25 protein-coding genes are annotated in these 22,606 nt (G+C 54.7%); 19 read left to right on the top strand and 6 right to left on the bottom strand.

What is annotated here, in order from left to right:
- Positions 1-433 precede the first annotated feature (433 nt).
- Positions 434-811, top strand: coding sequence for a nuclear transport factor 2 family protein (locus tag GOV80_RS20475; RefSeq protein ID WP_170775221.1), 378 nt, complete (start codon positions 434-436; stop codon positions 809-811).
- Positions 812-899: 88 nt separating this feature from the next.
- Positions 900-1,745, top strand: coding sequence for a universal stress protein (locus tag GOV80_RS20470; protein WP_170787354.1), 846 nt, complete (start codon positions 900-902; stop codon positions 1,743-1,745).
- 55 nt (positions 1,746-1,800) lie between these two features.
- Here the strand turns inward: GOV80_RS20470 and GOV80_RS20465 are convergent, their stop codons facing one another.
- Both GOV80_RS20465 and GOV80_RS20460 read right to left on the bottom strand, forming a co-directional pair.
- Positions 1,801-2,364: a flavodoxin domain-containing protein gene (locus GOV80_RS20465; RefSeq protein WP_170775225.1), complete on the bottom strand. Its 564-nt coding sequence runs from the start codon at positions 2,362-2,364 to the stop codon at positions 1,801-1,803.
- Positions 2,365-2,691: 327 nt separating this feature from the next.
- Entirely contained in the window at positions 2,692-3,996 is a 1,305-nt protein-coding gene (locus tag GOV80_RS20460) for a ferredoxin reductase family protein (RefSeq protein WP_170787352.1), read from the bottom strand.
- Positions 3,997-4,276: 280 nt separating this feature from the next.
- Here GOV80_RS20460 and GOV80_RS20455 point away from each other — a divergent pair, with 280 nt between their 5' ends.
- The gene (locus GOV80_RS20455) at positions 4,277-4,780 is read left to right on the top strand and encodes an Hsp20/alpha crystallin family protein (protein ID WP_170787350.1); all 504 of its coding nucleotides are present in this window, start codon (positions 4,277-4,279) and stop codon (positions 4,778-4,780) included.
- Positions 4,781-5,000: 220 nt separating this feature from the next.
- Positions 5,001-6,593 carry a trypsin-like peptidase domain-containing protein gene (locus GOV80_RS20450; RefSeq protein ID WP_170787349.1) on the top strand — a complete coding sequence of 531 codons (1,593 nt, stop codon included), beginning with the start codon at positions 5,001-5,003 and terminating at the stop codon, positions 6,591-6,593.
- Here GOV80_RS20450 and GOV80_RS20445 read toward each other — a convergent pair whose 3' ends face one another.
- Together GOV80_RS20445 and GOV80_RS20440 are read right to left on the bottom strand one after the other, a co-directional pair.
- Positions 6,594-8,210: an MFS transporter gene (locus GOV80_RS20445; protein WP_170787347.1), complete on the bottom strand. Its 1,617-nt coding sequence runs from the start codon at positions 8,208-8,210 to the stop codon at positions 6,594-6,596. It abuts the gene before it with no gap.
- 43 nt (positions 8,211-8,253) lie between these two features.
- Entirely contained in the window at positions 8,254-9,474 is a 1,221-nt protein-coding gene (locus GOV80_RS20440) for an APC family permease (protein WP_170787345.1), read from the bottom strand.
- Positions 9,475-9,911: 437 nt separating this feature from the next.
- On the opposite strand from GOV80_RS20440, the gene GOV80_RS20435 reads away from it, so the two are divergent.
- Positions 9,912-11,516 carry a Na/Pi cotransporter family protein gene (locus GOV80_RS20435; protein ID WP_170787343.1) on the top strand — a complete coding sequence of 535 codons (1,605 nt, stop codon included), beginning with the start codon at positions 9,912-9,914 and terminating at the stop codon, positions 11,514-11,516.
- A 114-nt stretch (positions 11,517-11,630) separates the two neighbouring features.
- Entirely contained in the window at positions 11,631-12,038 is a 408-nt protein-coding gene (locus tag GOV80_RS20430) for a c-type cytochrome (protein ID WP_170787362.1), read from the top strand.
- Here GOV80_RS20430 and GOV80_RS20425 read toward each other — a convergent pair whose 3' ends face one another.
- The gene (locus tag GOV80_RS20425) at positions 12,039-13,211 is read right to left on the bottom strand and encodes a cation:proton antiporter (RefSeq protein ID WP_170787341.1); all 1,173 of its coding nucleotides are present in this window, start codon (positions 13,209-13,211) and stop codon (positions 12,039-12,041) included.
- 201 nt (positions 13,212-13,412) lie between these two features.
- Between GOV80_RS20425 and GOV80_RS20420 the strand changes: the two genes are divergently transcribed.
- The 6 genes from GOV80_RS20420 (at position 13,413) to GOV80_RS20395 (ending at position 17,596) form a co-directional block, all read left to right on the top strand.
- Positions 13,413-13,862: a phasin family protein gene (locus tag GOV80_RS20420; RefSeq protein ID WP_170775244.1), complete on the top strand. Its 450-nt coding sequence runs from the start codon at positions 13,413-13,415 to the stop codon at positions 13,860-13,862.
- Between the two features lie 57 nt (positions 13,863-13,919).
- Positions 13,920-14,327 (top strand): universal stress protein, encoded by a 408-nt coding sequence (locus GOV80_RS20415; RefSeq protein ID WP_170787340.1) that lies wholly within the window; start codon positions 13,920-13,922, stop codon positions 14,325-14,327.
- A 649-nt stretch (positions 14,328-14,976) separates the two neighbouring features.
- The gene (locus GOV80_RS20410; protein ID WP_170787338.1) at positions 14,977-15,855 is read left to right on the top strand and encodes a LysR family transcriptional regulator; all 879 of its coding nucleotides are present in this window, start codon (positions 14,977-14,979) and stop codon (positions 15,853-15,855) included.
- Entirely contained in the window at positions 15,852-16,760 is a 909-nt protein-coding gene (locus GOV80_RS20405; RefSeq protein WP_170787336.1) for a DMT family transporter, read from the top strand. Before GOV80_RS20410 ends, GOV80_RS20405 begins: the two co-directional genes overlap by 4 nt.
- A gap of 64 nt (positions 16,761-16,824) precedes the next feature.
- Positions 16,825-17,103 (top strand): hypothetical protein, encoded by a 279-nt coding sequence (locus tag GOV80_RS20400; protein WP_170787334.1) that lies wholly within the window; start codon positions 16,825-16,827, stop codon positions 17,101-17,103.
- 79 nt (positions 17,104-17,182) lie between these two features.
- A complete protein-coding gene (locus GOV80_RS20395) occupies positions 17,183-17,596 on the top strand; it encodes a universal stress protein (protein WP_170787332.1) in 414 nt (137 codons plus the stop codon).
- A 5-nt stretch (positions 17,597-17,601) separates the two neighbouring features.
- On the opposite strand, the gene GOV80_RS20390 is transcribed toward GOV80_RS20395, so the two are convergent.
- Complete coding sequence (locus tag GOV80_RS20390; protein WP_170787361.1) at positions 17,602-17,934, bottom strand: ArsR/SmtB family transcription factor; 333 nt, start codon at positions 17,932-17,934, stop codon at positions 17,602-17,604.
- Between the two features lie 231 nt (positions 17,935-18,165).
- Between GOV80_RS20390 and GOV80_RS20385 the strand changes: the two genes are divergently transcribed.
- The 7 genes from GOV80_RS20385 (at position 18,166) to GOV80_RS20355 (ending at position 22,606) form a co-directional block, all read left to right on the top strand.
- A complete protein-coding gene (locus GOV80_RS20385; protein ID WP_170787330.1) occupies positions 18,166-18,498 on the top strand; it encodes an AtpZ/AtpI family protein in 333 nt (110 codons plus the stop codon).
- A gap of 2 nt (positions 18,499-18,500) precedes the next feature.
- Positions 18,501-19,259, top strand: coding sequence for a F0F1 ATP synthase subunit A (locus GOV80_RS20380; protein WP_170356118.1), 759 nt, complete (start codon positions 18,501-18,503; stop codon positions 19,257-19,259).
- 69 nt (positions 19,260-19,328) lie between these two features.
- The gene (locus GOV80_RS20375; RefSeq protein WP_005981269.1) at positions 19,329-19,553 is read left to right on the top strand and encodes a F0F1 ATP synthase subunit C; all 225 of its coding nucleotides are present in this window, start codon (positions 19,329-19,331) and stop codon (positions 19,551-19,553) included.
- Positions 19,554-19,639: 86 nt separating this feature from the next.
- Positions 19,640-20,191: a F0F1 ATP synthase subunit B' gene (locus GOV80_RS20370; protein ID WP_170787327.1), complete on the top strand. Its 552-nt coding sequence runs from the start codon at positions 19,640-19,642 to the stop codon at positions 20,189-20,191.
- A 5-nt stretch (positions 20,192-20,196) separates the two neighbouring features.
- On the top strand, positions 20,197-20,757 hold the full coding sequence (locus GOV80_RS20365; protein WP_170787325.1) for a F0F1 ATP synthase subunit B: 561 nt from the start codon (positions 20,197-20,199) through the stop codon (positions 20,755-20,757).
- Between the two features lie 90 nt (positions 20,758-20,847).
- Complete coding sequence (locus tag GOV80_RS20360; protein WP_170787323.1) at positions 20,848-21,663, top strand: glycosyltransferase family 2 protein; 816 nt, start codon at positions 20,848-20,850, stop codon at positions 21,661-21,663.
- 91 nt (positions 21,664-21,754) lie between these two features.
- A complete protein-coding gene (locus tag GOV80_RS20355; protein ID WP_170775267.1) occupies positions 21,755-22,606 on the top strand; it encodes a glycosyltransferase family 2 protein in 852 nt (283 codons plus the stop codon).

Here is a 22,606-nt window from a genome sequence, read left to right as displayed (position 1 = left end):
CGGTGAAAACGCAGGCTCAGAGAGCGGCGCGTTCTCACCACCCCCGCGGGAAGAGCTCTTCAAGCCTGGCTTGCATCCCCGGGGGTGCGAATGCCCCCTGCGATTGTCTCCTAAAACCCATTCAGTTTACGCGCCGCTTTGTCCCGCTCGGACTGTAGACGGGTTCGGGCTACCTCCGCTGTGCCTGCTTCCGCGTTGGCGGCTTCGCTGAAGGACTTGATAAATGCTGCCACTGCGTCGGGCTGCATCAGACTCTGACGAAGCAAATCCAGAACGGCGTCTTCCAGGGCATTGCAGCGAATAGATTGCCTATGCGAACAAGTGCCGAGTTTGCGAGCGGCGCCCGGCTGTTAGGGAGATACGCTCATTGATCCTTGTCAAGATAAGCGCGGGGAAGACGTGGTACAGTCAATGGTAATCTAGGGGGAGATTCATGGAAGAGTTAATTGAAATCGGAAGATCGTTCGTCCAGTCCATGCGTGAGCGCAGAGGCCTTGGAAGTGTTGATGAAATGTATGCCGAAAACGCTCAATCGATTGAGGCAGTTGTGCCTCCGGTCAGACAGTTCCGCGTTTCTAAGGGGCGAGAAGCCATCAAGGGGAAGAGAGAAGATTGGTTGGCCTCGCACGAAATCCAGGAACTCGACGTGGATGGCCCTTATGTCCACCCGCCCAACCGTTTTGGAGTGCGCTTCAGGGCTGAAGTGATTCAGAAGGCCACCGGAGAGCGTATGACCCTGAGCGAGATCGCTGTGTATTCAGTGGCAGAAGGCAAGATTGTGCTGGAAGAGTTCTTCATGCTGCCGAAGTAAGAAGCGCGACCGACAACATTGTCTCTTTGTTGACCTAGTCAGTGCACACGAGTCTTGGACGAAGTGAAATCCCGGACGGAGGTCGGGAATGCAACGCAGAACAGTGGCATATTTTGTAGGAGTTGATGCTGACGACGCGTCGATATTGGAATGCGTGGAAACTGCCCGTAGCCAGAACGTCCACTTGAATTGCGTAGTGATCGCAGCTTTACCTAAACTGCCTTACCTAAAGTATGGATCAAACAGGTTTGTTGAGGCGGGTCTTCCTTCAAACTGGTTGGATGTCCTTAACGCAAGAAATGCTGCCTTGAAGTCCCGCGCCACCGAAGTTGAAGCGCTTCTGGCCGCGCGGGGTGTATCGGCAAATGTAAACGCCTTTATTGGATCTGGAACAGAGTTACAGCATCTTGTGGCAGGCCACGCCAAATGCTGTGATATCGCCTTTCTTGACGCTGAGTTGCGAAAAGATCCCGATTTGTTTCATAAGGTCGCGTACGGAGTATTGTTCCAGTCACCGGTAGCCCTGATGATCAATGGAGACCTGTTTGCCCAACGTGAACGCATTGTATTGGCATGGAATGATAGCCTGCCTGCGTCCAGGGCTGCGCATTTAGCTTTACCCTTTTTTCTGGCGGCCAAGGAAGTTGTGGTTGGGTGTTTTGATTTGCGGTCGTCTGATGACGTCGAAGGCGAAGAGCCCGGAACTGGCGTTGCTGGATGGCTCCGTCATCACGGTTGCAAAGTGACCCTGTCGCAGTTTCCATGTGGTGGGGACTCGATCGAACACTGCATTCAGGATCGCGCAACAGAATTGGGGGCCGATCTCGTTGTTATGGGCGCTTATTGGCATTCCCATCTGCGTGAGTCACTCTTTGGTGGAACGACGCAAGCAATGTTGGAGCAGACAAGGTTGCCAGTGCTTTTCGGACACTGATGAAGCGAACCGGCGACTGTGATTTTCTGGTAAGTACGAGAGTAGCCAGCTGCTATTAGGATATCGCTTGAGATTGATGCTGATTGGCCCGGCCGTTTCCACCAAGGAAATCTATCACAATAGACGTTAATTCGTCCCAATCAGTAAACTCCCGCGCTCCATCTCGTGGATCGATTTTTCGACCCAGCAAGACGACGTGTTTTAGGATTTCCCTCTCAAAATATCCGTAGCTTTCGGGCCTCACCGCGCCTGCGATCAATGCCGTCGCATTTGGTTCCATTCCTGTTCGCATAAGCATTTCTTTGAGATAGTCGCGCGCTTCCTCTCGACCTGAAGCAAAAGCTGCCTTTAGACCGACGGAAAGCACGAGAGATTTTCGTTTCATTAAGGCATCTCTATTTGACGCGACATAAGCCTCAAAGGACTCGGGGTGCCTACGCTCGTGGACCGGAGCCAAGAGAATGACCTTGGCCACATCGTCAAGCGACACGTGGTCGTGCATTTCGTCAGTATTGATCAGCCGTGTGTTGAAGCCGGCTTCCTTCACGATATCGCCGATGAAACGCGCAATCTTTGCTGTCTGACCTTCGACTGTAGCGAAGGCGATGAGTACGGTCATTCCGATCCTCCCATAAATCGGTCTGAATAGATTTCCAATTATGAATAAGTGGTGTGTGTTGCCCTTGATCTCCATCAAAGGCGTTACTTGGGAGAGTTGTGGTGCGTCCTGTCTGTCCAAGCAGAGCTTGTTTTTAAGGAAATTCGTAACGGCATGCATCTGCAAGAAAATCTGCCTTTTTTCGGCTGGCAATTACAAGGCTAGCCAAGGCCTAATGGTCTGTCTGGCTACCTTAAGGAAAAGGCCAAGACAGCGACAAAGATTGCAAAGTTGATAAACCACACCGCGAATTTCACCTGTTGGCGTGCGGGCAGGTTTCTAAGCAATCTAATCATAGTCGAACCTTTCAGACAAAATCCGATGGGGCGCAGTGCCCCGCGTGATCAGATGATCTTCGACGGCGTCCATCATGGCAGGCGGGCCGCAGAGAACAAAAAGCCAGCTTTCAAATTGTTCAGAAGACAAATTGCGGTCCAACAGAGGACCGTCGATTAAACCTGTTTCTCCTGACCAATCCTTTGGCGGTTCGGATAGAACAAATACTGTTTCTTCCTTGGACAACTCCCGAGGATAAACAATCTGCTCCTCCACGCGGTTGCCATAGATAAGCTTGAGATCCCGCTGTGTATCACTCAACCGTACCTGTCGCGTGATGCTCAACATCGGCGCGATACCCACACCACCTGCGATCAGAACGATGCCTTTCTCAGAACGGTGGCTGATCGACAAATTTCCGTGTGGGGCATCCAGATAGACCGGGGTGCACGGAGCAATTTGTCCGAGACTGCATGTGAAATCCCCAAGTTCCTTAATCACAAAGGACACTTCGGGGCCTTCAGCTGGTGCTGAACTAATCGAGAATGGGTTTTCGTGCAGCGAGAAAGCACTGTGGCCGACATTTAGCCAAGCAAACTGCCCTGCTTCGAAAGTTAGTCCGGTGTGACCATCGGGCTTGAGGCGCAACTCCCATTGCCTCGGTGTTAGTCGAGACACAGAAGTAACGCGCCACGGCCTTTTCCTCTGACGCAAAGGGTGAACGAGATAGACATACAGCAAGGTCCCTACAGCAATAGTGGTCAGGGCAAGCCAGAGAAACGTCATTAGCGGATGTCCACCGTAGCGCCCAGCATAGACCGTGTGGTGCAACAGCAGGCAGGCAATCACCAAGGCTCCCAGCCCGTGCAAGAGGCGCCATGTCTCGTACTTGTAATCAAGGGATTTTCGGGCAATTGCCGAGGCGACCAGAATGAACAGTAAAAAATATGCGCCGATGCCCGACGCCAGGGCAGAAAAGTCGGTCGAAATAGTAAGTTGACTTGTTTCATCCCACGGGCGGCGTCCGCCAGATGGCGTACCCTGGTACAGCAGCGGGTGTATTAGCGCGAAGCCAAGCGCTGTACGCGCCATCATCTGATGCACCCGCATGGTCACATCCATACCCAGACCGGAAGAGATGAACCTGAACCGCCCAGACAGCAGGAACTCAACTAGTATTATTGAAAAAGCAAGCATTCCAAGCCCGGACGCGAGCTCTTGATGAAATGATCGCGGTTGCCATCCCAGAGACCAGGAAAACCCCAAGGGGGCCAAGATCAGCAAAACGTAGATCAGCGCCAGATAAGGCCATTTCATACGGCTTTGTTCCAAATTTCCAGTGGTAAGCAACCCGGGCTCATTCAGAATAAACGCTAAGCTGACATGGGGCTCCGATCAAGACTACTCAGATTGGTCTGAATTGCAGCAAGACAGGGCAAGTATGTTTGCCGACTGTTCCCGTTTCTGTTCGTCCGGTCGGTTCGTGCGATCTGGCTAAAGCTGAGGCTGCAAGCTTGCGCAAGATCAAGGTCATTGACCGCTTTTCCTGTCATAATATTGCGCGCGCGAAATCCGACCAAAGGAGGAGGCTCAAAAAATGCTAGAAGACAAAAAGTCCCCGCAACTTTTCACTGGAACGCATCCGCTCTCCGACAATTTTCGACGTGAAATGGAAACTCTGATGTCGCGGTTTTTTGGGGGAGGATCGCCTTTCCTACCCATGGAAACGGCTGCGCAACGCACGGGTTTTCCGTCTCTTGATATGACAGGCGCGATATCTCCGGCAATCGATGTCCAAGAGACGGATTCTGCGATAGTCCTTACGGCTGAATTGCCGGGGCTCGAAGAGGATGATGTGGAAATTGAAATCAAGGATCGCAGGCTAATCCTGCGCGGTCAGAAGAAGATTGCGCATGACGAAACGGGCGATCTGCGTGTCAGCGAAAGAAGCTACGGCAGCTTTTCCAGAGCCATGTCGCTGCCAGATACTGTGGAAGTCGACAAGGTTTCAGCAACATTCGACAAGGGTGTTCTGCGTATTCAAATGCCGAAGAGTGAGCCTCAGGATCCAAGCCGTAAGATCAAGGTATCGTCGAAATAGACAGACTGTTGGCGCGATACGGTGCTTGAAAATGCCAAAGCAGAGGGCCGATCATGGATCGGCCTTCTTCGAACTGTGGTCTGATAGTTGTTTTTGGTTGAATCCGGGCAGACATCGCAGGTGCTTGTTTAAATGAGCTTTTTTGTACATTCGCGTCAAACCATGGGTTTGGTGTTGCGGCGTGGTAGAATGCCCTCACGCGTTTGGATAGGGGGCCACAATGCGCAAACCAAAAGTGAGCGACATGATACCCTCAGTGAATGGTGGTGAAGGCGAGGTGCGGGCCTTTCTGGAGAGCCTTACAGGTCCATCGCGCGGAAACGTGAACTGGCTTGTCGACAATGCCCTGACTGTCTCTGTTAGTGAAGGCAGGGTGCTAAGCCTGCGTCTTAAAGAGGACCTGCCTCCTCATGACAACGATATAGCTACCCTTCAGTGGGCTGACGATCGTTACACGATAACCGCTACAGCGGGACGCAATCTGTGGGTGAATGGGCAAAAAACTTCTTCGACGTCTCTTAATCATGGTGACATGATTGAGTTCGGAGAAAAGGGCCCCATGTCTCGGTACAGGTTGTGCGATCACTCATTTCCCGCGCACCATACAGTCGAGGATATCCTCAGCGACGCATATGCTTATACCCGAACGAGCCGTCGACCCTTCGCCAAAAAGATGTCTGGTGCCCTGCGCGACGGTGGGTGGCGGCTTGCGTCTCAAACCACGGTACTGTTCAGGATCACGATTCTTGCAACGCTTCTTGTGATCGCGGGGTTTGGGTACCTGCTTTACCAAAACGACCGGCGCTTGGCGGAGAGTATCGAACAGGAATCCCGCAAGATCGAAGCGGTCGCGGTTATGCTCGCTCAGACGCGGGAAGATGCGCTGACACCTGATGACTTGTCTTCGTTGCGTGACGCTTTCAAGAACCAGCTTGTGACTACCGAACAACGTCTTGGAACCTTGGAACAACAGGCTGGAGCGCCCACGCGGGTGATAGCTGCCTCTACCCGATCTGTCGCTTTCCTTCAGGGGGCTTACGGTCTGCGCCACGTTGAAAGCAGGAAGATTCTACGGCACGTTGTGGGGCCAGACGGCGAAAACCTTAAAACCCCGTTTGGCCAGCCTTGGATCGAACCGGATGGGACCGGCGAACCTGCAGAATTTCAGTTCACCGGAACAGGATTTTTGATTGCTGGAGTACCGTTGATGGCCACCAACCGTCATGTTGCGTTGCCGTGGACATCAGGAGACCGAGAGAAGGCGCTGAGAGACGCGGGTCTTGAGCCAGAGATGTTGAGGCTGCTGGCCTATTTGCCTGATCAGACGGAACCAATAGAGGCGCGGCTGCTTCGGTTCAGCGAAGCGGCAGACTTGGCGATTTTGGAAGTTGAGCCAAGCCGCGTTCAGGACCTCGGAATTCCGTTAGCGGATGCCACGTCGCGCGTAGGTGAAGAGCTTTATCTGTTGGGATACCCAACGGGTTTGAAAGCATTGATCGCGCAGGCTGGTCCCGGCTTTTTAGAGGGATTGGAGGCAGATGGGACGTTGAACTTTTGGTCGATCGCGTCCCGGCTTTCCACACAAGGCAAGATTCATCCGCTAGCAAGCCGTGGGATCGTTGCGCGGACAAGTGAGAGCGCCATCGTTTATGACGCCGAGACCACGACCGGTGGGAGCGGAGGACCGGTATTGAACCGGCGTGGTGAGGTCGTTGCCATCAATGCTGCGATCCTGCCCGAGTTCGGTGGTTCCAATATCGGCGTCCCGGTCTCACACCTCAGAGCTCTGCTGGAAGAGGTGGAAAGTCAGTGATCATTCGCTCGTTCGAAAACGCGAGATTTGAACAAAAAACACTGTAGCGATTGGAACGATCACTGAGATCAGTGCCACGCAGATCAGCAGGTATCCAAGTTGACTGTAGTCCGCGGTTGATGTGATCTCACCGGTCTCAGGGTTGGTGACAGCGCGTGTGACGACAAATGTCTGGTTGAGGTACTTTGTGCTGAGGCTGCTGGCCGACAATGCCATGTTGGTAAACGATGCCATCACTGCAAAAAAGGTGGCTTTCAACTGAACGGGTGCATTGCGGGCGATCCAGGCCAACATCGGGACCATAGCAATCTGCCCAAGCGGCGATTCAACGGCTGTATCAAGAATGGCAATGAACCTCGCGTCTACAACTCCGCCGGTACGCGCTGCCGTCCATTCATGCACGCCGTAATATAAGGCGAGGTTGGGCAGGGCGAGAACGCCCGCGGCGATCGTTAACAATACCACCACATGTGCAATAGAGCGATTGGCCATAAATGGCCGGAGAACGATCAACCCCAATAATGCCAGCAGCGAAGTTAATAGTGCCAGGATTGCCAGGAACTGTTCATCGAACCCAAGTTCATCGATTTCAAACCAAGTCAGGCCTGGTCCTGGTAGCGGCACGGCACGGAAAACAAAAATGATTGTTGCCGTCCCGATCAGGGCCTTGGCTTGGGCTGGTTCCAGCTCCTTCAGCAGACGCGACATCAGGTACAGAATTACCGTCAAAGAGACTGCAAAAACAGTCTCTTGCGCAAATTCGAAATCTGCGGTCCCCAGCACGATGCTAAGCAAAACGAATGCAAAGCCACCCAGCAAAATGGACCATTTGACTTCTGTGACTTCATCCGGTGTGTGGGGCGGATGACCCCGCCTGGCAAGTTGACGCTGGATCAAGCTGTGAAGAACGACCCCGCTGACCGACAACACCGGGATGGCCAGAGCTATCAGGTACACTTGGCCATAAAGCGCAAGGCGCTCGGATTTTTGCAGACCTTCAGTTCCAGAGAAAATCCAGATGTTCACAGCCGCAACCGCCGCAAACCCGGAAATGATCGAAACTCTGCCCAAGGTTTGCATTGTCGTGTGCTGTGCACGGGTTTCTTCAGGCGTAAACGGGAGGCCGTGCTGGTTAACCCTGGGGACCGCTTCGACCGTCATGGCGTCCGCAACAACGTCTTGAATGGCATAGCCTGAAGGCGCCAGCAGCAGGGCTAGGACATACCAGTCTTCCAGTGGCATGAAATTGGACATCACGGCAGGCGCGGTCACGAGACCGTACATTGTGAGCAAAGACAACGTGATCAGGGATGCGCCAAACAGGATCAGCAGGGACTTCCAGCGCCAAAACAGGTCCACGACATGACCAAGCGGCATTTTGAGTATCCACGGGATACCAGCCCAAAACGCGAGTCCTGCAACGAAAGAGGCGGATAAATCGAGATAGTCTTTTAGGAAAAAAGCGCCGACGACCGAGGTCAGGCCGGACACGCCGGCCGCGAAATAGACCATCAATGGCGGCAAATAGGACCATTGCAGCTGCTGAACCAGATCCACAAAGGTTCTATGCCACCAGCCCGAGAGTTTTGATCTTATGGAAGTTTGGTCGGTCGTCATATGCCGTGGTAGCTCTTGGAAGCCTTTGGGTCGATGTATTTAGTTAGAGAAATCCAGATCCGAAAAGCAATGCACTGGTGATCACGCCAAGGATCGGTACCACAAGAGGAACGCGGAAGTGCTTGACGGCCTCGTCCGGCCGCATCTTCAGCAGGATCAGAGAAATGTTGACTAGCACAAAGACGCCCAGAACGATCTGGGATGTGCGCTCTGCCAGAGTACCAATCGGCATAGTTTGGGTCAGCAGTACGATGATCGCGACGACCAGCAAAGTAGCGACAACTGGTGTCTGCGTTGCTTTCGGGACAATCGCCAGAACCTTCGGCAGATGGTCACGGTCAGCTAGTCCGTAGATCACCCGCGAGGCCATAATCATCTGGATCAGTACGCCATTGACCGTCGCTACAATCGCGACCGCGGAAAAGCCCTGTTTAATCATCTCAGGCGCGTTTGAAAACACAAGCGCGAGGGGTGCTGCGGATGTCGAAAGAACATCGATCGGAACAACAAGTAGAACCGTCATTGAAGTTCCCAGATACAACACGGTTGCCAGAACGAGCGTTAGCAAAATCGCTTTTGGGATGGTGTGCACTGGGTCTTTCACCTCTTCCGCGACATTGGCCATGTCCTCGAAGCCAACAAATGCAAAGAAGGCGAGAAGTGATGCCGCGAAAATGCCTCTCCACGCGTCGAGTTCCAGCGGCGGAAGCATCGAACTGATCTCGTATCCCTGCGGATCCTGAATCGACATGCCCCAGCCGATCACAAAGAGAAGACCTGCGATTTCGATGATCGTGATGACAGCCGCAACAAAGACCGACTCAGTGATCCCCCAAAGCGCGATTAGACCCATGATCAAAACGACGCTGATGGTCAGTACAGGGACCGCAAAACCGGTCAAAGCATGAAGGTATGATGCTGCGCCAATTGCAACGGCAGAGGCGGAGATAACGCCAGAGGCTGCCACCGCAAGCCCAACGAAAACCGCCATCCATCTTTTCTGAAATCCCGCTTCAACATAGGCCGCTTCACCTGCGCTCACAGGAAATCGGGTTGCGAGTTCTGCATAGGAAAGCGCGGTGAGTGATACGACGAGCGCGGCTACGACGAACGACAAAGCCGCAAACGGTCCGGCAATGTCTGCTGTTGCACCGACTAAAACGTAAATGCCCGCTCCGACCGTTACCCCAAGGCCATAAAGCGTGAGCAACGGGGTAGTAAGAGCCCGTCTGAGTTTCTGTTCGTTTGGATCAACAGAGTTCATAAGTGTTTCCAACAACTGCCGATTCAGAACATCGCCAGTGGCGTCCTTCTCGTTTTCGTCCGCGATTAGCGGAACGGATTAATCCGATGGTCAATGCTGCATCGAAGGCCTTGTGTTTCAATGTCTGGGCGCGTTGGGCACCGATCGATTAACTGGGGGCTCGCCACCACTCCTGCCGAGCCCCCTTGGGTGGAGCTTCTGCTCCGACAAAATTCCGTTCACCTTTGTGTTTGCTTGGGGACAGGTCGGTGAACGTAGACACGTTAAAACATTCGTATTTCACTATGTGATTCATTTTGGTGCTTTGATCTATGTCAACCAACTCGGGGGGGCGGGTCTGCGAGGCTGAGTGCAAACCACCTGTCGTTTGCCGTCGGACTTAAAGGCAAAGCAAACACGTTAGGCGGTTTGAGATTTAGGGTGGAAAGCAATTCGTGATGTTCTGGAACCTGTTACCGGCCTTAGGCGGCATCGGCCTGTTCCTTGTCGGCATGCTGTTGATGACCGACGGTTTGAAGACTTTGGCAGGGGCGAAATTGCGAGATATTCTGGGCCGGTTCACGTCGACACCGTTTACCGGGGCTGCAACAGGTGCAGTCACGACAGCTGCAATCCAATCTTCCAGTGCGACCACCGTTGCGGCCGTTGGATTTGTCGCGTCTGGTCTGCTCACGTTTCCCCAAGCGCTTGGGATCATCTTTGGGGCCAATATCGGAACGACCATGACAGGTTGGCTCGTCGCGCTCTTGGGGTTCAAGCTGGACCTGGGGCAAGTGATGTTGCCAGTTGTTTTTTTTGGGGCTTTGCTGGCGCTTTCAGGAAGAAAAGCGGTTTCCGGCCTTGGGTTGGCATTGGCCGGGTTCAGTCTGATTTTCATTGGGATCGAACAACTCAAATCCGGGTTGGACGCATTTCAGGGCGTAGTTACTCCTGCCGATTTTCCACCAGACACACTGCTGGGCAGGTTGAAGCTTGTACTGATCGGCGTCCTCATCACGATGGTGACGCAGTCTTCGAGTGCTGGCGTTGCAACGGCGTTAGCTGCGTTGAGCGCCGGTGCTGTGAACTTCCCCCAAGCGGCGGCTCTGGTCATTGGAATGGACGTGGGGACAACTTTCACCGCTGTTTTGGCAACCTTTGGCGGTGGGACGATGGCGCGCCGCACCGGTTTTGCTCATGTGATCTACAACGTGATGACAGGGGCACTGGCATTTTTCCTGCTGGGGCCGTTTACTGCAGTCTTTGTAAGCGGGTCGGGGGCTGGAAGCTCTCTGACTGCGCTTGTCGCTTTCCATAGCTTCTTCAACGCCATAGGCGTGGCGCTGATCCTGCCGTTCGCGAAACCCTTCGCCAGATTTGTCGAGGCCCTCGTACCCGACAAAGGGGCTGAGTTGACGAGATCTTTGGATCCTCTCGTCCTCGGGATGCCAGAAATAGCTGTGGGTGCAGCAAAAGTTGCAGTCGAACAAATTGTAAGGGCCGAAGTGGCGCACCTTCGGTCATGTATCGGGGCATCTCAGCCAAGCGGACCCGATTATGGACGGGACAGCATTCAGACTGCTGTATCAGAAGCGCGCTCGTACCTAGACAAGATAGAATTGCCCAGCAGGTCCGACGCAGAGATATCCAGCATCAAGGGTATGTACCATGTCCTCGACCATCTTGACCGGCTGCTTTACCGGTGTAGCCAAGATGATCGGATAAGCGAGTTACCAAAAGACCGGCGTTTGAAGCGGCTTGCTTCGGTGTTGATTGCAGCAACTGGTAGCTATTTGGAGATCGACAATCCAGTGCATTGCGAAAACACGCTGAACCGAGTTCGCCGTTTTCTGCGACGACAGAGGAAACTTCGCAGAGACCTGCTTATCTCCGACGCTGCAACTGACAGTTTACCGGACGATGTGGTGTGGGCTCGGCTGGATGCTCTCAGATGGTTGCATCGTGTGTCTTATCACCTCTGGAGAATTCGCTGGCACCTGAACGCACTGGAAGGAGTGCCGTCAGGGCGCGATGGTGGTGAGGTCAACGAAGAAGTGGCGTAGATGGCGGCTGGCCTGGATTAGACTCGGCGCGTGCAACATGAGCAAGGTCAAAGACGTTCCGTAACTGTGCTGTCTAATAGGATCATCATTTGTGGCAGCGATTTGGAGGAGAATATGCGGTCGTATCGAGGGATTTTACTGGCACTGTTCGCCACGGGGCCTGCACAAGCGCAGGAGGTCAGCGTCAGCGAAGGAAGTGAATTGTACCGGACGTATTGCTGGCAATGTCACGGTTTCGAAGCAACCGGAGACGGGCCAATGGCCGAAATGCTGGCTATTCGAACACCTGACCTTACCAAATTGGCTGGTGAGAACGGCGGTGTGTTTCCGATGGATCGCATAGCTGAACAGATTGATGGTCGTTCACAATTGCTCGCCCATGGGGGCGAAATGCCAATCTTTGGCGCGGTGTTTGAGACAGACCAACAAATTGCGGTGGCTTTGCCTAGTGGGCAACCAATGATGGTAGGCTTGCCGTTGGCGAATTTGCTCGCCTTTCTTGAATCGATCCAGTCTGAATAGTCACGGACCAATCGGCTCATCCGTGTCAGCCGTTCGTCTGATTGACATAAGTGTCAAAGGCGGCCCCAACACCTCGAAGGCAACTGTACTGGCCAGGGTATAGGCCATGATCGACGCGGCCCAATTCGGAAATTGCTCTCCGGCGACAAGGGCCATTCCGACCGCGACACCGGCCTGTGGTAACAAAGCGGGACCAAAACAACCGGCCTGACGGCGAGGCAGGCCGCCAAGTCTCGCTCCGCAATACCCTCCGACAAGGCGGGCCACGGCGCGCAAGATCAGGAAAAGTGCACCAGCCCAACCCATCAAACCGAAGGCTTCAATATCCAACGTGGCGCCAGCCAGCAGGAAGAACAGGATCATGAATGGCCACTGAATGTGCTCGATCTCATGAAAAGCACGGTCGTGATGGCGGGCAAGATTCCCGATCACTGCGCCCGCAACCATGCCTGCTACCAAGAATGAAACCTCCAGCCAAAGCGCGAGGCCCGCTGTCAGAAAGACTATGCCCACTGCTTCTGCCTGCATTGGCTCTCCCGGTTTCAAGCGGCCGGTCAGATAGGCGGATGGCACACCTAGTGCGAAACCCAACAGTATCGCCCCTCCGAAATCCCACATCGCGGTGGTCGCGACGGTGGCCCAACCATCCGAATGACCGGCCAGAACCAAGGCGATGCTGAAAACGATCAGACCCCAAGCGTCATCAATTGCGACGACGCCCTTTAATGTCTCGGTAAAGCTGTTGGATACCCCAGATTGTTTGATCACGTCTGTCATGGCGGCCGGAGCTGTAGCCGTAGCAATTGCCGCCAACACCAATGCCAGCCCGAAGGGTACGCCGATTGCGGTCAGTCCAGCAGACACAATAACAAGGGTTGCAACCACGATTGAAATAGAAATCGTCAGGATGGCTCGGCCATGCCGGACCAGGTTCTCGCGGGTCAAAGAACCTCCAAGAAGAAACGCGACCATCGTCAAGGCCACAATAGAAATCTCGTCGAACCACATTGCAACGTCGAGTGGGATCAAACCCATTCCGGCGTTCCCGGCAACCAGACCGAGGAAAAGTAAGGTTGTAACACGAGGAAGATGCGTGGCCCGGCCAAGTTGGTCGGCCGCCAATCCGGCAAGGAAGAGCACGCCAAGGGCAATCAGAAAGCCGGCAATGTGCATAGAAAACCAAGCGTTAAGTTCTCGTCTAGACTACTCTAACTCCAACCCTGCCATCTAGGAACCGATGTCGGAGAGAATTTCAACGTCCCGTCGCAGCCTAAGCCGAAGATCCTAAGAAATGGGGGTAATTGATCTGTATTAAGGCGAAAGCGCGCCGCAGATGGCACAATAGCTCATTCAGGAAATGAGGAGGAACTTTCGATGCCGACAAAGAAATCTAGCACAAATAGCCCGACCTCACTTGTGGATGTTTTCAAGCAAATGCAGCCGCCCATGTCTGGCAATCCGGCCTTCGGTGCCCAGATCGAACAATTTTGGGACGCGCAAGAAAAATTGCTCGAAGAAACAGAGGCCTTTGCGCAGCATTGGTTCGAACGGCGTCATGAGGCGGTTCGGACGGCTCTACAAGCTGCACGCAAAGTGTCTTCCGCGAACCCGTCCGATCCAACGAAAGCCCTTCAGAGTATGACGGAATGGCAGCGCCATTCGGCTGAGCGATTGGTTGCCGACGCGCAGGAATGGTTCGAAACCGTGTCCCGCTGTGCATCTTATGTCACTGAAACCGAAGTTGCAGCTGTTGAGAAAACAGTTGATGACGTTGCAGCCGCTACAAAGAGCGCCGGGAAATCTTCAAAGTCCGAACCTGTTTAGGGTTCGTGCTGCCGAAAAACCAAACTGAAATCATTGGAGCAGTAGATAGGAGGTCAAATGTACAAGAACATCCTGATCCCGGTTGCTCTGGACCAAGAACACGACACACAAGCGTCCTTTGCAGCCGCGCGCCAATTGGCCGATGCAGACGCCGTTTTTACCGTGGTACACGTTCAAGAGCCAATTCCCGCTTATGTGGGATCTCAGATTCCCAGCGAGGTGCTAGAGAATACACGGCATGAAATCCTGGAAAACCTGCATCAGACTGCCTCTGAAATTCCAGGCGCGAAGGCTCGGCTCATCTCTGGGCACGCGGGCAGGGCCATTGTCGACTTTGCAAACGAGTGCGATGCAGATTGCATCGTCTTGGCATCGCACAAGCCTGGTTTTGAGGACATATTCTTGGGTTCCACTGCGAACAGAGTCGTGCATCACGCAAGGTGTTCGGTTCATGTAATTCGTTGATCCAAAGTCAGCGGTGTGACGCCCTTATTGGCTGGCCCAATACTTAGTGAGCCAAATCAGATCGAAAGAATTGGCAGTTGAGCCAAAGAACCCCTGGATTACTCTATAGCGAAGAGCAGTCGCCGATCGGTCATTAGGAGACTTTCGACACTTGGGTTGTCTCAGCGCCAAAGACTTCGCCTTTCTTGACGCAAAGCTGTTTGATGAAGGCCAAATCCTGCACCCACTACCAATACTCCAGTTCGAATATCTAACGTTTAGCCTCGTACAGCGCCGGGGCCTTTTACGTTCGCGCCAACACCACCAGAAGAACCGTGGGTCGTGGTTGACGCTAGTGAAGACTGGGCGGTTTACATTCAGTTGCTGACTCGGTCTTTCAAAAAAGACGATATCTACACTGATCTTCTGCAAGTGCAGTTTTTTTACTAAGCTTTCAGGCCTTATGCATTGGTCAAGAAGAACGCCGCTTCCACCTCTAGTGTTCGGGTTTGCGGTTTGGGCAAGGCCCATCCGGGATTCGACATAGTCAATATCTCGACCAGAAAAACGCCCAGCGATCAGAATACACTAAACCATGCCCCTTCGCCACCGTGCAAAATTTTGCTACACCCAATTTGAGTGTTGAAATTTGCACAATAGGCAAGATGCAATGGAAAACTGGGACGAAGTGAAAACCGCCTATCAGGTGGCGCGAATGGGTACGGTTAGCGGTGCGGCGGACGTGCTGGGCGTGCATCATGCGACGGTGATCCGTCATATTGATGCGATCGAAGCGCGGTTGGGGGTTAAGTTGTTTCAGCGTCACGCGCGGGGCTACACGCCGACCGAAGCGGGTGAGGATCTTTTGCGGGTTGCGCAGGCGACCGAAGATCAGTTCAATCAGTTGGTGGGGCGGATGAAGGGGCGTGGTGACGACGTTTCGGGCGAGTTGGTGGTTACGTCACTGTCGTCGCTGGCGCCGTTGATCGTCCCGGTGCTGAGCGCATTCCAGAGACTGCATCCCGATCTGATTGTCCGCTACCTGACCGGGGATCGCTTGTTCCGACTGGAATATGGCGAGGCGCATGTGGCTATCCGCGCGGGCTCGGCCCCGGATCAACCGGACAACGTGGTGCAGCCCTTCATGCGGCAGGAGGTCGGACTGTACGCGAGCACCTCCTATCTTGAGCAACATGGAAGGCCCGCCGGGATTGAGGATTTCCCTAACCACTATTTCGTCAGCACGGATGATGAAAACAGCCGGGCGCCTTTTTCAAAATGGTTGCGTGAAACCGTGCCCGTCGAACGGATCACATTTCGCTGCACGAATAATTTCTGCATACGCGAGGCAGTTCTGTCCGGTGCCGGGATCGGCTTTATGGCCAGGTGGGAGGCTGCGCGTGATCCAAACCTTGTCGAGGTGATTGAACCGTTGCCCGAGTGGTTCGGCAATCTGTGGCTGGTAACGCATGTGGATTTGCATCGCACCACCAAGGTTCAGGCATTTCTGTCCTACCTGAAAGAGCAGTCCAAGGATTGGCAAACATGAGCCCACAGGCACGGGGCCATCTGGCCATGCTGACATTCTCGGCACTGGTTGCGGGCAGTTTTTCCTTGGGGGCAATGATCGCAAACCAAATCTCGCCTGTCGCGGTTACAGCGGCGCGGTTCGCAATTGCAGCGCTGGTGATTGGTGCCGCTGCGTTGGCCACGACCGGGGTGCCCCGATCTGCTGCGCGGGCCCCGTGGCGGTACCTTGTTTTGGGCGGGTTGTTCGGCACCTATTTCGTATTGATGTTCGTCGGTCTGAAAACTGCACCACCGGTTAGTGCTGCGGCGGTCTTTACGCTGACCCCGGTTCTTTCGGCCTTGGCGGGCTGGGTCTTGTTACAGCAGGTGACGACCCCACGTATGGCACTGGCTCTGGTTATCGGAGCAACAGGAGCGTTGTGGGTGATTTTTCGAGCCGACTGGCAGGCCTTTATGGCGTTTCAGGTCGACCGGGGCGAGATCATCTACTTTTGGGGTTGTGTCGCTCACGCAATCTATACGCCGATGGTGCGAAAGCTGAACCGGGGTGAGCCTGCTGTGGTCTTTTCCTTCGGCACTATGGTCGCGGGTTGCCTCTTGCTGTCGCTATACGGCTGGAAGGACATAGCGGCGACGGATTGGGCAAGCCTGTCTTTGTTCATCTGGTTGGTCATTCTGTATCTGTCTGTCTTTGCCACGGCGGCCAGTTTCGTGCTGGTGCAATATTCGGCGCTGCGTCTGCCCTCGGCCAAGGTGATGGCCTACACCTATCTCGTGCCAAGTTGGGTCATCTTGTGGGAGATCGCTCTGGGCCAGAAAGCCCCCGCCTTGCTGGTCGGGGTAGGGGCCGTGCTGACCGTTGTCGCGCTGGTTCTGTTGCTGAAATCCGAAGAAACGCAGGAGGCCGCGCTCGTTACCAAATGACTGTTGTGCTTTGAACAAGATATGAGACTGTAGAGCGGATACAGGTCAGATCAGAGGCACTTTGATGAAAGCGTTTTTCCCGTTCGCTGCGATGGCGATACTGACTGCATGCACGCCGCCGCAGCCCCCCAGCGGCGTCATCAGCGAAGCCGACCTGCAAGCCAGTTGTGAGGCACTGGTCGCGGCGGAATCCGGCGTGCGGGCAAGCGGTATTTCCGCGCGTCCCACTCAGTTTGAGGCGACAGGTTCGATCACCTTGGTAGATGTTCAGGGGGTATCTGCGCCTTGGCTGTGCCTTGCAGATGTGACGGGTGTGGTGACAGGTGTTGAGCCGGGCGCCTAGACCTGCCGGTGCCCTTTGAGGCAGATCAAAGTTGTTACATTCGAATTTCCCTATGCTTTGAGCAGAGGAGGAATTCACCATGTATGACCACATCATGTTCCCTGTTGATCTGCACCTGCCGCCCACGGTTCAGAAAGCTGCCGAGGTCGCGGCAGCGGTCGCCAAGTGGCAAAGCGCCAAGATTACTGTTGTCAGCGTCACCGGCACTCAACCCGGTGACCCCGTGCAGCCTGACGCGATGGTCAACGAAGATCTGCGCAACTTTGCCGATCAACTCGCTGAAAAGAGCGGAGCCGAAGTTGACTTTCGCAATATCCACTCGGTCGATGTCGGTGCTGAATTGGATGGCGACCTGACGCGCGCAGCGGATGAGATTGGTGCGGACCTAATCGTGGTGGGTACGCATGCGCCACGGATCATGGACTACATCTTTTCCAGCCATGCCGGCTATCTGGCAACGCACGCCTCAATTTCAGTCTTTGTTGTCCGTTAGGCAGTTCAATCCTCGCCCGAGGGAAGTTCAACTTCCAGAAACCGTTCGAACGCGTCCAAATTGACGGGTTCGAACTGCCCAAAGCCTTGCATCCATACCGAAGCCGCCCGCAAGGCATCCGGTTCCAGTTTGCACCATTTCACCCGCCCCCGTTTTTCCTGGCTGATCAATCCCGCCTTGGTCAGGATCCCCAGGTGTTTCGAGATCGCCGCAAGCGACATCTCGAACGGTTCGGCCACGTCGGTCACGGCCATATCGTCCTCCAGCAACATCGCAAGGATGGCGCGGCGGGTCGGGTCGGCGAGGGCTGCGAATACTGTGTCGAGATCGTTGGACATGTCTTCGCTGAACCACAGCGTCAGGGTTTGGTCAACCATTTGGTTAAATATGCGGATTCAGGCGTATCCGTGCCGGACCTTTAACCCACTCCCGTTCTGGGTCTGACGGTGGAAATATTTTTGCAATAAAAATCTAATAGTTAAGTGAGTTTTGAGTGCGACCTATACACCGTTGACTCTGTGCCCGCATCGCCTTAGCACCCTACCCAAGACTGTGCGAGGGAAACGCCCGTGACTGATGATGACCAAAAGCAGCGTATGGCGCAGCTGGAGGCCAAGATCGACGCGGCGAAAAAGGCCAAGCAGCCCCCCAAACGCGCAGACAGTGACATATCCGGCGGCGAGCTTGCCTGGAGGATGGTCATCGAAATGGTATCCGGTCTGGGGATCGGATTTGGCATCGGATACGGGCTGGACAGCCTGTTCGGGACGATCCCGATCTTTCTGGTGCTGTTCACATTGCTGGGCCTTGTCGCGGGCGTGAAGGTCATGCTCCGCAGCGCGAAAGAGGTCCAAGAGAAACAAACGGCGGCGGCTGCTGCCGAGAAGGACGAGAGGGACTGAACGTGGCAACCGAGACCACCGCAGCAGAAGGCAGCAGCCTGGTTTTCCACCCGATGGACCAGTTCATCGTTAAGCCGTTGTTTGGTGACGGTGCGGTGGGCATGTTCACCATCACCAACGTGACGCTGTGGCTGTTTTTTGCGATCGTTGCGATTGTTCTGCTGCTGATCGTGCCGACCTCGAAGCGTGCGATTGTTCCGACCCGGATGCAGTCGGTGGCCGAACTGGCCTATGGCTTCATCTACAAGATGCTGGAAGACATCTGCGGCAAGGAAGGCGTCAAGTTCTTCCCCTATGTCATGACCCTGTTCATGTTCATCGTGACCGCGAACTTCCTGGGCCTGATCCCGACCTCGTTCACAACCACATCGCATTTCGCGGTGACCATCCCGCTGGCGCTGGCTGTCTTCCTGACCGTCACCATCCTGGGCTTTGTCAAGAACGGCGCGGGCTTCCTGAGCCTGTTCTGGGTCTCAAGCGCCCCGATGGCGCTGCGCCCGATCCTGGCGATCATCGAGCTGATCTCGTACTTTGTGCGTCCGGTCAGCCACTCCATTCGTCTGGCCGGTAACGTCATGGCAGGCCACGCGGTGATCAAGGTGTTCGCAGGCTTTGCCGCGATTGCCGTGATCTCGCCCGTGTCGGTTCTGGCGATCACCGCAATGTACGGTCTTGAGGTCCTGGTGGCCTTTATCCAGGCCTACGTATTCACCATTCTGACCTGTGTTTACCTCAAGGACGCTCTGCATCCGCATCACTGATTGGGTCTTGCACCCAGCACAGGAACGATAACCCAACATCGAAACTTCCAATTCGTAAGGAGATACATCATGGAAGGCGATCTCGCACACATCGGCGCAGGCCTGGCAGCAATCGGTTCCGGCGCAGCCGCAATCGGGGTGGGCAACGTTGCAGGCAACTTCCTGGCCGGCGCCCTGCGCAACCCTTCGGCGGCTGCTTCGCAGACCGCAACCCTGTTCATCGGTATCGCATTCGCAGAAGCCCTGGGGATCTTCGCATTCCTGGTCTCGCTGCTGCTGATGTTCGCCGTCTAATCTGCGGAACCTGATCCTTACGCGCAGGTGGGTCCAAGCCATAGCGGCCCACCTGTTGTAAAGACAACGTTCCGACGGAGGACATCATGGCGACTGAACCCCTAGCCAAAGAAGTAGCAGGCACCTGTGTTGACTCGTACGGGTCGGCCATCGGGATGCCGCAGCTCTGCTTTGATTGGTTCCCCAACCAGATTTTCTGGCTGGTCATCACGCTGGTCGTCATCTTTCTGGTCCTGTCCCGCGTGGCTCTGCCCCGCATCGCGGCAATCCTGGCCGAGCGTCAGGGGACCATTACAAATGACCTGGCTGCGGCCGAAGATCTGAAGGCCAAGGCGGTCGAGGCTGAAGAGGCCTATAACAAGGCGCTGGCCGATGCCCGTGCCGAAGCGCAGCGTATCGCTGCCGAGGCGCGTGCCGAAATCCAGTCTGGTCTGGATGACGCGATTGCAAAGGCAGATGCTGAAATCGCTGCAAAAGCGGCTGAATCGGAAAAGGCAATTGCCGACATCCGTGCCGGTGCGCTGGAAAGTATTCAAGTGGTTGCCAAGGATACGGCAACTGAACTGGTCACAGCACTGGGCGGCGAGGCGGATGCCAAAGCCATCGACGGTGCCGTTGACGCGCAGATGAAAGGATAAGTGACATGCGGAATACTCTTGCCCTTATCCTGACACTCGGCGCTGCCAGCCCCGCGCTGGCCGCAAGCGGCCCGTTCTTCTCGCTTGGCAACACAGACTTTGTGGTCCTGCTGGGCTTTATCGTCTTCATCGCGGTTCTGTTTTACTTCAAAGTGCCCGGCATGATCGGCGGCGCACTGGACAAGCGGGCCGAGGGCATTCAGTCGGAACTGGACGAAGCTCGCGCCCTGCATGAAGAAGCGCGCAGCCTGCTGGCCTCGTATGAGCGCAAGCAACGCGAAGTTCAGTCTCAGGCGGATGCCATCGTGGCGGCGGCTAAGGATGATGCTGCGCTGGCGGCTGAACAAGCCAAGGTCGATCTGGAGAAGTCCATTGCTCGTCGTTTGGCGGCAGCACAGGACCAGATCGCATCGGCTGAGGCTTCGGCCGTGAAAGAAGTGCGCGATCAAGCCATCACTGTTGCTGTTTCTGCAGCAAACGCGGTTCTGGCCAAGCAGATGACGGCTACCCAGGCCAACAAGTTGATCGACGCGGCCATTGCGGATGTAGGCGAAAAGCTGCACTGAAATCTGGACAAAGTTTGAACTTTGACCCGAAAGCTCGCTTTCGGGTCAAAGTGTTTTAGAAGACCTCTTGCCTGAATTGCTGGACTTCTTATGAACATTCTCGGCGTCGTTCGAAATGGTGGAGAATCTCTGACCGAAACGCTCTTGCGTATCGAACAACTACGGGCGCAGCTAGACAGCAGTCGCGTGATTATCGCGACCAACGATAATTCAGACAACACCGATGATATCCTGCAAGACTACGCGGCTATGAGCGCGGGTGTTGATATACTCTTTCTTGATAGTATGGCCGGCCTCTTCGAAGAACGTGTGGAGCGTATTGCTGCAGCCAGAAATACAGTTCTTGAACACCTTCTAACCAGCAGTCCGATCCATCCACTGACCCTGGTTCTTGATATGGACGGACCCAACACGCAGATGGATCCGATTCAGGTGTTGAACGCGGCGGTGCGTCAGGTGCCACAGTGGGACGCTGTGTTTGCCAACTCATTGCCCGCCTACTATGACCTATACGCGCTGCGATGCGCAGGCTGGTGCGAACAAGACCCGTGGCGAGAGCTTGCGGCGCTAAAGCGGCCCAGGATGTTTCGCAGTGTCTGGTGGCGACGGATGCAGCGCAAAATCATTTATAGTCGCCAATACTCGATGCCGCCTGATACGCCAATGATTGAGGTGGACAGTGCTTTTGGTGGGTTGGGCCTGTACAAGACCGAAGCTTTGCATGGTGCCACGTACCGGCCACGGGATGAGACCGGCCACGTCACCTGCGAGCACACAACCCTGCATCTTTCGCTGCGCAACGCGGGAAAGCGTCTTTTCATTGACCCCGGTCTTACGGCTTTGGCACAAACCGAGCATATGGGCCCCGGCAGCGGAAAGCGCATTCCAAAGAAGCTGTTGCAATGATCAACTTGTCAGTGTTGATGCAACCGGACAGAAACTCTGTTGCTGCGTCAACGCAGCTCGGCCTTGGGTAAAAGGATTATGCATGGCGAAAATGCCCAAGATAAGTCTGGTTATTCCAAACCTGAACTGCGCCGATTTTCTCGAGCAGACCATTACGTCAATTGTCAGCCAATCTTATCCTAATCTTGAGCTGATCTTGTCGGATGGAGGCAGCACAGACGGGTCGCTTGATATTGTCGAAAGATATCGCGGGGCATTCGCACATATCATATCCGAGCCGGATACAGGGCAGGCCAACGCTGTCAACAAAGGGTTTTCACGCGCCACTGGCGAGGTGATGGGGTGGATAAATTCCGATGATGTCCTGATGTCAGGGGGGCTGGGGCTTGTTGGGTCTCTTTTTGCGCTAAAACCAAAGTTGGATTGGGTGACGGGCAAGCTCACGACGATAGATGAAACGGGGCATGTTCTGGCCTCTCGACGCCCAAGGCCGATTTCGTACCAGCGGCTTCTTGCGGGCGACTATCAATGGGTGCAGCAGGAATCGACGTTCTGGCGGCGCAGCTTATGGGATAAAGCCGGTGGACAGCTTGACGAGCGCCTGTCCTTGGCTGTCGATGGTGAGCTTTGGCTGCGGTTTTCGCGCTGCGCCGAACTAATAGCAGTTCACGACAAGATCGGTGCGTTTCGGTTCCGCAAAGGCCAGCGCTCAGAGGCCATGGACGCCTATCATGCAGAAATGCTAGCTGTGATAGCCGCTGAAAAGCAGAAGGCAGACAGCGCGGACGCAGTTACGAAATCCATTGTGGCCGCGCCCACCATACTGCGGAGCCGGTCGGAAGCTGACAGCACCTTTCCCGGACTGATCGACTACGATCCTAAACCGTTGAAGCACTTGAGCCTTTGGAGACACCGGTGTGAACGAGCTATTCGGAAGCTTTGA

This window comes from Ruegeria lacuscaerulensis, assembly GCF_013034685.1.
In the GTDB taxonomy this organism is placed as follows: domain Bacteria; phylum Pseudomonadota; class Alphaproteobacteria; order Rhodobacterales; family Rhodobacteraceae; genus Ruegeria; species Ruegeria lacuscaerulensis_B.
The sequence above is the reverse complement of the archived record's forward strand: the minus strand, read 5'-3'. Positions and strand labels throughout refer to the sequence as shown.

Coding starts and splice junctions, on each gene's coding strand:
- GOV80_RS20475 (WP_170775221.1), top strand. CDS start 434: ATGGAAGAGTTAATTGAAATCGGAAGATCGTTCGTCCAGTCCATGCGT.
- GOV80_RS20470 (WP_170787354.1), top strand. CDS start 900: ATGCAACGCAGAACAGTGGCATATTTTGTAGGAGTTGATGCTGACGAC.
- GOV80_RS20465 (WP_170775225.1), bottom strand. CDS start 2,364: ATGACCGTACTCATCGCCTTCGCTACAGTCGAAGGTCAGACAGCAAAG.
- GOV80_RS20460 (WP_170787352.1), bottom strand. CDS start 3,996: ATGAAATGGCCTTATCTGGCGCTGATCTACGTTTTGCTGATCTTGGCC.
- GOV80_RS20455 (WP_170787350.1), top strand. CDS start 4,277: ATGCTAGAAGACAAAAAGTCCCCGCAACTTTTCACTGGAACGCATCCG.
- GOV80_RS20450 (WP_170787349.1), top strand. CDS start 5,001: ATGCGCAAACCAAAAGTGAGCGACATGATACCCTCAGTGAATGGTGGT.
- GOV80_RS20445 (WP_170787347.1), bottom strand. CDS start 8,210: ATGACGACCGACCAAACTTCCATAAGATCAAAACTCTCGGGCTGGTGG.
- GOV80_RS20440 (WP_170787345.1), bottom strand. CDS start 9,474: ATGAACTCTGTTGATCCAAACGAACAGAAACTCAGACGGGCTCTTACT.
- GOV80_RS20435 (WP_170787343.1), top strand. CDS start 9,912: ATGTTCTGGAACCTGTTACCGGCCTTAGGCGGCATCGGCCTGTTCCTT.
- GOV80_RS20430 (WP_170787362.1), top strand. CDS start 11,631: ATGCGGTCGTATCGAGGGATTTTACTGGCACTGTTCGCCACGGGGCCT.
- GOV80_RS20425 (WP_170787341.1), bottom strand. CDS start 13,211: ATGCACATTGCCGGCTTTCTGATTGCCCTTGGCGTGCTCTTCCTTGCC.
- GOV80_RS20420 (WP_170775244.1), top strand. CDS start 13,413: ATGCCGACAAAGAAATCTAGCACAAATAGCCCGACCTCACTTGTGGAT.
- GOV80_RS20415 (WP_170787340.1), top strand. CDS start 13,920: ATGTACAAGAACATCCTGATCCCGGTTGCTCTGGACCAAGAACACGAC.
- GOV80_RS20410 (WP_170787338.1), top strand. CDS start 14,977: ATGGAAAACTGGGACGAAGTGAAAACCGCCTATCAGGTGGCGCGAATG.
- GOV80_RS20405 (WP_170787336.1), top strand. CDS start 15,852: ATGAGCCCACAGGCACGGGGCCATCTGGCCATGCTGACATTCTCGGCA.
- GOV80_RS20400 (WP_170787334.1), top strand. CDS start 16,825: ATGAAAGCGTTTTTCCCGTTCGCTGCGATGGCGATACTGACTGCATGC.
- GOV80_RS20395 (WP_170787332.1), top strand. CDS start 17,183: ATGTATGACCACATCATGTTCCCTGTTGATCTGCACCTGCCGCCCACG.
- GOV80_RS20390 (WP_170787361.1), bottom strand. CDS start 17,934: ATGTCCAACGATCTCGACACAGTATTCGCAGCCCTCGCCGACCCGACC.
- GOV80_RS20375 (WP_005981269.1), top strand. CDS start 19,329: ATGGAAGGCGATCTCGCACACATCGGCGCAGGCCTGGCAGCAATCGGT.
- GOV80_RS20370 (WP_170787327.1), top strand. CDS start 19,640: ATGGCGACTGAACCCCTAGCCAAAGAAGTAGCAGGCACCTGTGTTGAC.
- GOV80_RS20365 (WP_170787325.1), top strand. CDS start 20,197: ATGCGGAATACTCTTGCCCTTATCCTGACACTCGGCGCTGCCAGCCCC.
- GOV80_RS20360 (WP_170787323.1), top strand. CDS start 20,848: ATGAACATTCTCGGCGTCGTTCGAAATGGTGGAGAATCTCTGACCGAA.
- GOV80_RS20355 (WP_170775267.1), top strand. CDS start 21,755: ATGCCCAAGATAAGTCTGGTTATTCCAAACCTGAACTGCGCCGATTTT.